Annotated in this window: 7 protein-coding genes; all 7 read left to right on the top strand. The window is 42.4% G+C overall.

From position 1 onward, the window contains the following. The first annotated feature begins 228 nt into the window (after positions 1-228). The 7 genes from V7K45_RS13210 (at position 229) to V7K45_RS13180 (ending at position 12,379) form a co-directional block, all read left to right on the top strand. Positions 229-609 (top strand): aegerolysin family protein, encoded by a 381-nt coding sequence (locus V7K45_RS13210; protein ID WP_335004008.1) that lies wholly within the window; start codon positions 229-231, stop codon positions 607-609. 261 nt (positions 610-870) lie between these two features. Then, a complete protein-coding gene (locus V7K45_RS13205) occupies positions 871-1,074 on the top strand; it encodes a hypothetical protein (RefSeq protein WP_442941992.1) in 204 nt (67 codons plus the stop codon). Positions 1,075-1,328: 254 nt separating this feature from the next. Continuing rightward, the gene (gene psbA / locus V7K45_RS13200) at positions 1,329-2,432 is read left to right on the top strand and encodes a photosystem II q(b) protein (protein ID WP_335004006.1); all 1,104 of its coding nucleotides are present in this window, start codon (positions 1,329-1,331) and stop codon (positions 2,430-2,432) included. Between the two features lie 324 nt (positions 2,433-2,756). Beyond that, entirely contained in the window at positions 2,757-4,148 is a 1,392-nt protein-coding gene (locus V7K45_RS13195; RefSeq protein ID WP_335004004.1) for a malic enzyme-like NAD(P)-binding protein, read from the top strand. Between the two features lie 192 nt (positions 4,149-4,340). Continuing rightward, a complete protein-coding gene (locus V7K45_RS13190; protein WP_335004002.1) occupies positions 4,341-6,623 on the top strand; it encodes a PhoD-like phosphatase in 2,283 nt (760 codons plus the stop codon). Positions 6,624-7,346: 723 nt separating this feature from the next. Continuing rightward, positions 7,347-7,793 carry a response regulator gene (locus tag V7K45_RS13185; protein WP_335004000.1) on the top strand — a complete coding sequence of 149 codons (447 nt, stop codon included), beginning with the start codon at positions 7,347-7,349 and terminating at the stop codon, positions 7,791-7,793. A gap of 350 nt (positions 7,794-8,143) precedes the next feature. After that, on the top strand, positions 8,144-12,379 hold the full coding sequence (locus V7K45_RS13180) for a chemotaxis protein CheB (protein ID WP_335003998.1): 4,236 nt from the start codon (positions 8,144-8,146) through the stop codon (positions 12,377-12,379). Positions 12,380-12,408: the final 29 nt, after the last annotated feature.

Raw genomic sequence — 12,408 nt, 5'->3', positions numbered from 1 at the left:
TTAACTTAGCAAAACTTAAAAATAATGTATTGAAAAATACAAATTATTAATGTAAAACGTGATATTAGGAGCCGGGAAAGTTTTCTCTTTTTTTACACAGTCTCCCTGGGGAAGTGAGTTAACAGTATTTTTGGTGTGAGGTAATTCCAGAGAGTCCCGGCTATTAGGGAGAAAGTATTTGGCAAAAGCCTTTGAAAACAGCTTAAATCTCAAAGTTGAGGTTATTTTATGGCTGCACGTTCTTTTACTATAACTATTGACAATTTAACAGGTCTGCCCTGGCATCGAATAGGTTTAGGACTGGATCATGGTGAGTGGTCGAACAATGGAGGATCTGTTCCACCGGAAAACATTCCTGCTGCTAGTTTTGATGTGTTTGGACATCTTAGTTATACTCCTGTTACTTTTGAAAATGAATCAGATGGATTTGCAACGGGCGCTCAGGGATTTGTCGATTACCAGAATGCGCTAGGAAGTATTCTTCACATTGCCTGGGATAATCCATATATTGGAAGTAACAGTTTCGATGCAAATGCATCGAATCCATTCTCCGCATCATACGGTGATATTAGTGGGAATAATGCAAATGTAGTTGTCGAAGTTAAATAAGAATTTACATTACTACATTCATGTTTATTCTCAGATCATGACCAAGATCCGGTTTGAGTTGGCATCCAGATTAATTCTGAATATTTAGCTAAATAAAAAGTGCCCTCCAGAAAGGGGGCGCTTTTTTGTTGTAATTAACTTAAAACGGATGGTTTAATAAATAATGGGTTAAATAAGAAAGATTTTTAGTTTTTGACACATACCTCACCCTTCTGGACGAAAAAACTAATGATATCAGACTAATTCAAACCACGTTAAAGAGTGAGCAATGACTTTTTAAGCAAGCATGGTGAATATTTGCCACTTGTCGCAGATACAGATGGGGTGATTAAAAGTAGGGTATTTCCAGGTTTGTGGTTAGCTGTCACCTCACTAATTACAGGTGACATGACGACAGTTTTAGCAGTACTGCAACAAGGTTTAAATTCAAAAGAACACGCTGAGTTTGTTCAGAATTTAACTTAGCAAAACTTAAAAATAATGTCTTGAAAAATACAAATTATTGATGTAAAACGTGATATTAGGAGCCGGGAAAGTTTTCCCTTTTTCAGACAGTCTCCCTTGGGAAATTAGTTAACAGCATTTTTGGTGTGAGGTAATTCCACAGAGTCCCGGCTATTAGGGAGAGGGTATTTGGCAAAAGTCTTTGAAAACAGCTTAATTCTCAATTCTTCAAAATTGGGAAAGTTTGTTGTCACCGATTTATAAATAACACAGTTATGTCCACAACTCTAGGAAGAAGCGAAAGCGGCAACCTGTGGGATCGTTTCTGTCAATGGATTACTAGCACCGACAATCGGCTTTATATCGGCTGGTTCGGCGTTTTAATGATTCCTACCCTATTAACCGCTACTATCTGTTTCATTATTGCCTTTATTGCCGCACCACCCGTTGATATTGACGGCATTCGGGAGCCAGTTTCTGGTTCTTTATTATACGGCAATAACATCATTACTGGTGCTGTTGTACCTACATCTAATGCAATTGGTTTGCACTTCTACCCAATTTGGGAAGCTGCTTCAATGGATGAATGGCTCTACAACGGCGGCCCTTATCAGCTCATTGTCTTGCACTTCTTGATTGGTATCTTTTGCTGGCTTGGTCGGCAATGGGAGTTAAGCTATCGTTTGGGTATGCGTCCTTGGATTTGCGTTGCTTACTCTGCGCCTGTAGCTGCTGCGACTTCGGTTTTCTTAATTTATCCAATTGGTCAAGGTAGCTTTTCTGATGGGATGCCTCTGGGCATTAGCGGCACTTTTAATTTCATGTTGGTATTCCAAGCCGAGCATAACATTCTCATGCACCCATTCCATGAATTAGGTGTAGCTGCGGTGTTCGGTGGTGCTTTTTTCGCAGCAATGCACGGTTCTTTGGTGTCTTCCTCTCTAGTCAGAGAGACAACAGAAGCTGAATCTATAAACTATGGTTACAGGTTTGGACAAGAACAAGAAACATATAGCATTGTAGCGGCTCACGGTTACTTTGGGCGGTTAATCTGGCAATATGCCAGCTTTAACAACTCGCGTTCTTTGCACTTTTTCTTGGCTGCTTGGCCTGTAGTTGGTATCTGGTTGACGGCATTGGGTATCAGTACAATGGCGTTCAACCTCAACGGGTTCAACTTTAACCAATCAATTCTTGACTCCAAAGGTCATGTAGTTAATACATGGGCTGATGTACTCAACCGGGCCAATTTGGGTATAGAAGTGATGCACGAGCGCAATGCTCACAACTTCCCCTTGGATTTAGCGGTGGGTGAGGCAGTACCTGTAGCAACGATGTCTACGACGGGTGTAGCTGCGGCACCTGTAATTCACGGCTAATTGTAAGTTAAAATTCAACTGCGCTCTCTGTCTAGAGGGCGCTTTTTTCATGCATCAAGCTATAGTTATACAAATATTTACACAGATTAAATATAAAAAAAATATCTGGTGTATTTGGGTACAATTACTAAATTGTTACTCATTTATATTAGTAAATGCATTGGTATAAATAAAAATAATTATCAAAACTGTAAGCAGTGAGTAAACTAACTACTGAAGGTTATCTCTGGATACATACATTGTGTTTCCTCAGACTACAAATCTTAGATTTTAGTTTTTGTCTCAATTCAATATAAAATCTAAAACTTAAAATCCAAAATCAACATGGCAGACCTAACTCCGAATTCTAGTTTTAGTTTGACACTGCGCTTGCAGATTCCCAATCGTGTAGGGATGTTGGCGTCGGTAACACACGCGATCGCAACCTGTGGTGGTAATCTCGGTCAAATCGATTTAATCGAGCAAACCCGCAAAGAATCCACCCGTGATATTACCGTGGATGCTGCCAGTACTGAACACGCTGAAACCATTGTGCAAGCAATCAAGGTGTTGCCAGACATCAAGTTACTCAGTGTTTACGATCGCACCTTTAATTTGCATCGCGGTGGCAAAATCAGCATTACCAGTAGAATTCCCCTGAAGAGTGTTTCCGATTTAGCAATGGCTTACACGCCCGGAGTCGGTCGAATTTGTACAGCGATCGCTCAAGACCCAGAGGAAGTTTACAACTTAACCATCAAACAAAACACCGTTGCCATTGTTACCGATGGTAGTGCCGTTTTGGGTTTGGGAAATCTCGGCCCAGCAGCAGCCTTACCAGTCATGGAAGGCAAAGCAATGCTATTCAAGGAATTCGCGGGGCTGGATGCTTTTCCCATTTGTCTCGCCACCCAAGATACAGAAGAAATTATCCAGGCAGTTAAGAATATTGCTCCAGTATTCGGGGGTGTGAACTTAGAGGATATCGCTGCACCTCGCTGCTTTGAAATCGAAAAGAGATTACGCCAAGAGTTAGATATTCCCGTTTTTCACGATGACCAGCACGGTACAGCAATTGTCACCTTGGCAGCGTTGTTTAATTCGCTGAAACTGGTACATAAATCCTTAGCAGAAATCAAGATTGTGATTAACGGTGCTGGGGCGGCGGGAGTGGCGATCGCTCGGTTACTGCGTAAAGCTGGGGCAGAACAAATCTGGATGTGCGACTCTAAAGGGATTATCTCTACCAATCGCACCGATTTGACAGAGGAAAAACTCGAATTTGCTGTGAAAGGTCAGGGTACATTAGCGGGTGCAATGCAAGGGGCAGATGTGTTTATTGGAGTCAGCGCACCAGGAGTTTTGACACCAGAAATGGTGCAATCGATGGCGAAAGATCCAATTATCTTTGCAATGGCAAATCCGATTCCAGAGATTCAGCCAGAATTAATCAGTAAAGATGTTGCTGTCATTGCGACCGGTCGCAGCGACTACCCAAATCAAATCAATAACGTCCTCGCTTTTCCTGGGGTATTCCGTGGTGCTTTAGATTGTCGAGCGCAGACAATTACCATCAAAATGTACTTAGAAGCCGCAAGTGCGATCGCTTCTTTAGTCAAGCCTTCAGACTTGGATCGGGAACATATTATTCCTTCAGTCTTTGATGAGCGCGTTGTCACTGCTGTTGCTGCGGCTGTGCAACGTGCCGCGCGGGAAGAAGGTATCGCGCGGAATTAATTAACTAAAATAATCACTTTTATGGGATGCGCGTTTCGCTCGTCCCTGAACTTTTAGGCTGCAATCTATTTGCGCTATAAACTGATGTTAAACAGATAAGAATTGATGCATGATTGGTGATTAGATGAGTTGGGGCTACTAATTTAGGAGCAAAGTAACACATCTAAAACACCATCATGTCAACTGTTTGCAATGAAGTATCAAGTTGGGGACGAGTTTTTACAAGAACTACCACTGATTTTAGGAGGCCCAATCCTCAAACATACTGAGCCAGAGTCTGTGACAGTATGGGTGGCACTAAAACAGTCTTGTCAGGTAGAACTTAAGGTTTATAACACAACAAATGATGGTGGAATAATAGGAAATTGCTTATTGGAAGGAGAACGCTCTACCTTTGCTCTGGGTAAGTATCTTCATGTAGTTGCCATCACGGCTCGGTCTACAATTGGACATCGCCTAACTGGAGGTCACATCTATGCATACGACCTCCAGTTTACTGTTGCTGACCAAACCCTGCAAATGCAACAAGCATTATATTCAAACTCCTCTCCTCCAGTCAGCATCAGCTACTTCGATCATCAAAAACCAACCTTTGCTCTACCGCCAAACCGTCTTCAAGATTTGCAAATTGTCCATGCTTCCTGCCGTAAACCTCATGGTCATGGGTTTGATGCACTGCCAATTCTGGATAGTATGATTCAGGCGTCAGCAAATCAACCCCAACGCCGCCCTCATCAGCTATTTCTTACTGGAGATCAAATTTACGGCGACGATGTAGCAGATCCGTCGTTGTGGGTTGCTACTACTCTTGGTGATGTCCTCTTGGGTTGGGAAGAAAAACTTCCGGTGAATGGAGTGTACTGCACTCCCCAGCAGCTACCCCCTGGAGAACGGGCTGATGTGGCGACAAATCAAGCTGGCTTGACCGCCGGATTACATAATAATGCTGAGAAAGTCAACAGTCATCTTTTCAGTCTGGGTGAATATTATGCTACTTATTTACTCGCTTGGTCGCCAGTGTGCTGGCCGACTGCATTTCCCAAAGGAGAGCAAGTAACACGCGATCGCCATGCTATCAAAGACTGGAATCGCGCAGTCAAGCATTTGCGACAATTCATCTATACCCTTTGGAAAGTGCGCCGCGCCCTTGCCAATATTCCTATGCACAGCATCTTTGATGACCATGATGTTAGTGATGACTGGAATTTGAACCAAGCTTGGTGTTTGCGAGTATTGGGGCGGCCATTAGGGCGAAGAATAGTCCAAAATGCCTTGTTAGCCTATACAGTATTTCAAGGTTGGGGCAATACACCAGGGCAATTTACAGAAGGAAAACCAGGTGAAAAGCTGTTGGCGGCTGCACAAGCTTGGTCAGCTTCTCAAGGAACGGATGCAAAGGCTGATGAAGCGATCGCTCGTTATGTAGGTATGCCAGCTAACGATCCCCACACAGACTTACCTATTTTAGTCCGAGACGGTGCAGTATTCATTCTGGATCGAGATCCTGAAGCACTGACTTGGCACTACATAGTCAGAAGCGATTGCCATGAAGTAATTGTGCTGGATACACGTACATGGCGAGGTTATCCAGCCGATCAAAAACCAATTGCGCCGCCGATGTTATTGTGTCCCAAAGCTTTTGAGCAACAACTAGTTTTACCTTTACAAGAAATAGATGAACAAACTCAGATTAAAACTACATTTGTGATTGCGCCTACAAATGTATTTGGATTACAAGTGATTGATTGGATTCATCATTGGCACTTAAACCAGGAGAAAGTTTTTTCAACAGATGTTGGAGATGCCTGGAACATTAATGTTGAAGCACTGGCGAAATTCCTAACTACTTTGTTTGAAGAACGTCAACAAGTCGTGATTCTATCTGGGGATATTCACTACAGTTCTGTTGCTCACTTATCTTATGCACGCACCCATTCCAAATTACAATCCGTCTTGGTACAGTTAACCGCTAGTGCATTGAAGAATGAAGAGATATTGACGCGGCTGATTCATACACGATTGAAAGATTGGCTGCTACCAGAAAAGGTGCGACATTGGATAGGCTGGATTAATCCACCCAATATGGTAGAAATTTCCGAGAAACAATTACACCATAACCGTCAGATGCTAAATGACTCTGACTGGCATTGTGTGCTGGAGTGGATACCTCGAAACAGCGCTCAGACTTCTGACTACACAGCAGATATATTATCCTTGATAGCTCCTTGGAAACGAGCCGAAAATGCTAAATGGAAATGGTTGCAACCCCTGATGTTTTGGAAATCTCGTTGGTTCCAAGAGGGACGAGAAGTAGTTGGATTAAATAATTTAGCTCTGGTTCACTTTGAGTTAGCAGATGAGAGTAATTCTTGCAAAGTTATGCAAGATTTGTACTGGTTTTCTTGTTGGTATCCAACCCAAATTGTTTACAGCCGTTTTGAGAGCGAGTTAATGCCTAATAAAGCATTGTTATGATAATCCTGGAAGATCCCCCCAACTTTTCCTTATAAAGGGGGGATTAAGAGGGGTAATTTGACTTGTGTGTACACCGTAGGCCTTCGGGAGGGGAGATAAAGCGTAGCTTTAGCGGGGTGGGTTCTTCGGATTTAATAAGTAATCAAGTGGACATGATATAAGAATGCAAAAACATATTTTTGCAAGTCTAAAATAATTAAAGTGATTATACCTCTGATATAGTGCCTTTTAGATTGGAATGCAATGGCTAATTATGAGTAGGTGCGATTAAGTTTTAGGCTGATTTAATTCATGAGTTCATACATTTAAAGCCTGGTAAACTACCCTGTTTTGATCGGGGTTTATGTGCTATATCTTTTATCCAGTCTGCTTTATAGCCTCTTTATCACCTTCAGGCACAGCATATACGTACAGTAATTGAAATTTTGCGTTGACTTCTACTGAACGATAGAAAAATTCTACTCCGTTAGACATACTATTGATATCATTAGTTACTCACCATTGGAATGATTTAAATTTTTTTATCAGAATATTTATTGGTAATTGTATACAAATCATACAACTTATACGCTATTCAAACATTTATTTAAACACGAGCTTCGACAGTAGGATGTTATAGTAAAAACTGTTAATAAAAATTAAACTTAGTAAGTCAAATAAAAGTTTTCAGACATCCTCTAAGAACATTTCAAAGCTTAATAAAATCTCAATTTTGAAACTATAATGCATATAAACAATAGATTTCCTACTCATCCTTCATCCCTAGAAGGGCTACGAGTACTGCTTGTAGATAATGATGTCAATTTCTGCAATTCGTTGACGCCGATGTTGCAATCCTATGGTGTGAAGGTGCAAACGGCATTTTTAGGAGAGCAAGCTCTGGAAATATTTGAGCAATGGCAACCTGATATCCTCTTGAATGGTATTTCCTGGCCAAAGGAGGATAGCTATGCTCTGATTCACCAAGTGAGAACACTTACGGGAGAGCGAGGCAAAGTAGTACCAGCGATCGCTCTCACAGGCACTGTAACAGAAGATATGTATCAAAACGCACTTTTAGCTGGGTTCAGTCTATGCTTTGCTAAACCCGTAGTTATTGATGATTTTGTTGCGGTGCTTGGCATTTTAGCAATTGCTAATAATCCTCATCTTCAGACTGACGAGCTTTAATTAATGTCTTAGATATAGTAGTCTAACTTTTGAAAAGTAATGATATAGGTCATTTCTTGGTGGAGATAATTGTTTTGAAAACGCTCCTAATAAATTTGATAAACGATAGAATTAATTTCAGAGATTATCAAATGTATATTTTAACTCAATTAGTTTTGATTTTGAGTAGCGGAATTATTGGTATTGCATTTATTATAGCTTCTTATTTTTTGGCACTGATTTGGATTTAGGAAACTTAAATTGTTTATTTAATTTGTATTTAAACTATTATTAAATACAAGGGGAGTAAGTAAACTGACCTAAAATATAAACCTAATCTGCCAAATCATTGCAGTGCTAAACTTCATCCTATGACATCCGATCGACCCTTTGAGCAACCTGTATCTGAATCTACCGCTAATGATGCGTTCGACGTAGAACAGCAAGAGATTGCAGATGCTTTATTTCCCGTCGTTGGCATTGCCGCCTCTGCGGGTGGATTAGAGGCGTTTACGCAGTTGCTCAAATATTTGCTTACCGATACAGGGATGGCATTTGTATTGATTCAACACTTAGACCCTAACCACAAGAGTCTGTTGAGCGAGATTCTGGCAAGAACAACTAAAATGCCCGTCACTGAAGTGCAAGATGGCGTGACTATAGAACCTAACAAGGTCTACGTTATTCCGCCTAACACTAAGATGATGTTGTCTGGTGGAATGTTGCAACTCACGCCGCGAGAGAAAGTTCAGGGGAAATATATGCCTGCTGATGCGTTCTTTACATCATTGGCAGCAGATCGAGGGCGCAAAGCGATCGCAGTAATTTTATCTGGAGCCGATGGAGACGGTTCGCTGGGGTTAAAGGCAATCAAGGCAGCCGGAGGCGTGACTTTTGCTCAGTGTGAAGACACGGCAAAATTCGATAGTATGCCCAATACTGCTGTTGCCACAGGGAATGTTGATTTTGTGCTGCCGCCTCAAAAAATCGCCGAGGAACTGATAAACCTCAGTCGCAATCCTTTTATTTCTGACTCATTGCCAGCGATCGCAATTGAGAAATTGCCAGAACAAGGGGATGCCCTGGCGACTATATTTGTGTTGTTGCGAGCGGCAACTGGCGTTGATTTTAGCCACTACAAGCCTAACACCCTCGATCGCCGAATCCAGCGCCGAATGCTGTTGTATAAACTAGAACGCTTGCAGGATTATGCCCAGTTTTTGCAAGAAAATCCGAGTGAAGTCAAAGCGCTCTATGAAGAAATTCTAATCCACGTCACCTATTTTTTCCGCGACCCCGAAGCATTTCAACTCTTGAAAGAGCGAGTTTTTCCCACTATCATCCAAAACAAATCAGCATTGCCGATTCGAATTTGGGTAGCTGGGTGTTCCACGGGCGAAGAAGTCTATTCGATCGCCATCTCTTTGCTGGAGTTTTTGTCGGATAAAGTCACCCTGCCGCCGATCCAGATTTTTGCCACAGATATCAGCGAGATAGCGATTGACAAAGCAAGATCGGGCATTTATGTAGAGAATCAAATGATCGAAGTCTCACCAGAGCGCCGTCGCAGATTCTTTAATGCCCTTGAAGGCGGTGGGTATCAAATTAGTAAAGCCGTCCGCGAACTGTGTGTGTTTGCCCGACAAGACTTGGGTAGCGACCCCCCTTTTTCTAACTTAGATTTAATTAGCTGCCGGAATGTACTGATTTACTTGGACGAAACGTTGCAAAAACGGATATTGCCCATCTTCCATTACAGTCTCAACCCGACTGGCTTTTTGCTGCTAGGAACTTCAGAAAGCACTGGTAAATATTCAGAGTTGTTTACTCTGATTGACAGAAATAATAAAATCTATGCCAAGAAGCTAATTGCAAATCGTCCAATTCTGTCGTTCGTTACCAGTAATTATTCGATCGCAAAAGTGGAGGAAAAGCCGATCAATGAGAATCGATCCGATGAGTTTGATTTAGACAGAAAAACTGACCAACTGATCTTGAATCGCTATGCCCCAGTGGGTGTAGTAATCAACAACAAAATGGAGGTGCTGCAATTTCGGGGAGAAATCGATCTCTACCTCAAAGTTTCACCTGGAAAACCGAGTCTCAATTTATTTAAAATGGTGCGCCAAGGCTTGCTCGTAGAGCTACGCGCGACAATTTATCAGTCACAACGGCAAAAAATTATAGTTAGAAAGGAAGGGTTACGAATTGAAGAGGGCAATCTTTCAAAAATCATCAATATTGAGGTGATTCCATTCAAGCCTGCGACCGAGGAAGAATTCTACTTTTTGATTTTATTTGAAGAAGCCCCACCCACGGTTAACAATCTCAGCACGGTAAATCCTGAGAGCCAAGAGCAGTCAGACTTAGAGCAAGAGATTGTTCGGCTAAGACTTAAACTCGCAAACGCCAATCAAGAGAAGGCCGCGACTCAAGAATATCTGCAAGCGGTGATCCAAGAGCAAGAACACATCAATCAAGACCTGAAAGTTGCCAATGAAGAAATCCTCTCCAGTAATGAAGAGTTGCAAAGCACCAATGAGGAGCTAGAAACTGCTAAAGAAGAGATTCAGGCAACCAACGAAGAACTCAACACAACTAATGAAGAACTTCGCTCTCGAAATCTAGAATTACAGCAAGTTAACAACGATCTGACGAATTTACTTGCCAGTATCAATATTCCCATTTTGATATTGACTTCGGACTTACGGGTTCGACGTTTTACGCCAATGGCGCAACGGCTTTTCAATTTAATTCCCGCCGATGCTGGACGACCTTTGAGCGATATCAGAGCCAATCTGAATATTCCTGACTTAGAACCTCTAATTTTAGAGGTACTTGACACACTCAGCATCAAAGAATTAGAAGTCCAAACTTTGGGGGGACATTGGTATAATCTCCGCATCCGTCCTTATCGCACCACAGAAAACCAGATTGACGGTGTAGTGCTGGTGTTAATAGATATTGATGTTCTTAAACGCACTGCTACAACCTTAGAACAAGCCCGGAATTATGCTGAAGCAATTGTGGAGACGGTACAAGTACCGTTAATCGTGCTTGATTCTAATTTCCGAGTGAGCAAAGCCAATCACTCCTTTTATGAAACATTTCAGGTTTCACCATCAGAGACAACGCAATCTCTGATTTTTGAACTAGGGAATGGTCAGTGGAACTTACCTGGACTACAAGAACTCCTAGAAGACATTTTTGCCAACGATACCAGTATTCAAAACTTAGAGGTAGAGCATCGTTTTGAGCAGATTGGGCAGAAAACCATGCTGCTAAATGGTTGGAAAATTGTTCAACAGGGAGAGGCTCAAAATATTTTGCTGGCGATTGAAGATATTAGCGATCGCAAGCAGTTTGAGTTAGAGCGATCGCAACTTTTAGCACAGGAGCAGTCAGCCCGTCAAGAAGCGGAAAATGCCAACCAAGCTAAAAATGAATTCTTGTCGAACCTCTCCCATGAACTTCGTAACCCGCTCAATACTATACTCGGCTGGGTGCAACTTATCCGCACCGGCGATTTAGATTCTTCAGCGATCGCTCGTGCCTGGGAAGTGGTAGAGCGGAGTGCTAATGTGCAGGCTCAGTTAATCGATGATATGCTGGATATCTCACGGATTACGAGCGGAAAGCTTCATTTAAACACTCGTCTAATCGATCTAGTTTCAGTAGTGGATGCCGCGATTGAGTCTATCGAATTTTCCGCAGAGGCGAAAGGTATTCAAATTGTTTCACAGTTGAACTCGGCGACAGTTGTCGGAGATTTTGACCGTTTACAGCAAGTTCTGTGGAATTTACTTTCTAACGCGATTAAGTTCACGCCAGCCGATGGGCGAGTGGGAGTTATGCTCGAAGCTGTATATAGTCAGGCTGAAATTCGAGTCAGCGATACCGGAATTGGCATCTCAGCAGACTTGCTGCCATATATTTTTGAGCGCTTTCGTCAAGGAGATTCCAGCAGCAGTAAAACAAGTCAGGGGCTTGGATTGGGCTTGTCAATCGTCCGTCATATTGTAGAACTTCACGGTGGAACAGTTCAAGCGCAAAGTCCAGGCCAGGGACGAGGAACCACAATTATCATCAGGCTGCCTCTGCGCTCAATGCCGCCAGAAATTACACCGCCAACTTATTTAGAGCCGATCGTTTTGTCAGAGACTCAGCATACTGAGCATACATTAAATGGTAAAAATCCACCCTTTACCATTGAAGGGTTATGCATCTTGGCTGTAGACGATCAAGCGGATAGCCGCGACTTAATCAAGTCGATGTTAGAAAATTTCGGGGCGGAAGTAGTAGTTGTGACATCGGCAAGGGAAGCGATCGCCGCTCTAACTGAATCTCCTGGCAGATACGATCTGCTTCTAGCAGATATTGGGATGCCAGAGCAGGATGGTTACTCCCTGATTCGTCAGATTAGAGAGCTTGAGGCTGAAGCTGGGGGACAAATTCCAGCAGCAGCAATCAGTGCTTACGTTACCGAGCAAGAGCGGCAAAGGGCAATTGATGCTGGTTTCCAAATGCATCTAGCTAAACCGATTGAGCTTACTGAATTAGTATTGATGATTGCAAATTTGACTGGACGAATCACAGATAATTCTTGACATACTCCCCCGTTTATAAAACGGGGGAT

It is taken from the genome of Nostoc sp. (genome assembly GCF_036917375.1).
GTDB lineage: Bacteria > Cyanobacteriota > Cyanobacteriia > Cyanobacteriales > Nostocaceae > Nostoc.
The sequence above is the reverse complement of the archived record's forward strand: the minus strand, read 5'-3'. Positions and strand labels throughout refer to the sequence as shown.